At 57.6% G+C, this 257-nt stretch carries 1 protein-coding gene; it reads right to left on the bottom strand.

The features are described 5' to 3' along the window. Positions 1-37: 37 nt before the first annotated feature. Positions 38-257: transposase (locus EVC45_RS45335; protein WP_248295566.1), on the bottom strand; the 220-nt coding region annotated here is incomplete at its 5' end.

A 257-nucleotide genomic window follows, 5' to 3' on the forward strand; every position in this document is an offset into this window, starting at 1 on the left:
TTCGGCAGGGTAGGCGCCCAGTTGGTTGCGGACGCAATTAGGCCTTTTTAACGCACTGCGCCTGGCCAAAGGCGTTCCATTGGTTGATCAGGTTGGCGATGACGCGACCTTCCTGAACCTGTGATGCCGTGCGGCGGGTCAGCAGCGTGTCGCCGAGGCAGCGTTTGATGCGTGAGAACTGCGCTTCCACACGGGCACGCAGGCCGTATCCATATTTGTTCTGGAATGCATATTGTCCTTTTTCCTTGCGATAGCGC

The sequence above is a fragment of the Paraburkholderia sp. UYCP14C genome (genome assembly GCF_004197395.1).
GTDB lineage: Bacteria > Pseudomonadota > Gammaproteobacteria > Burkholderiales > Burkholderiaceae > Paraburkholderia.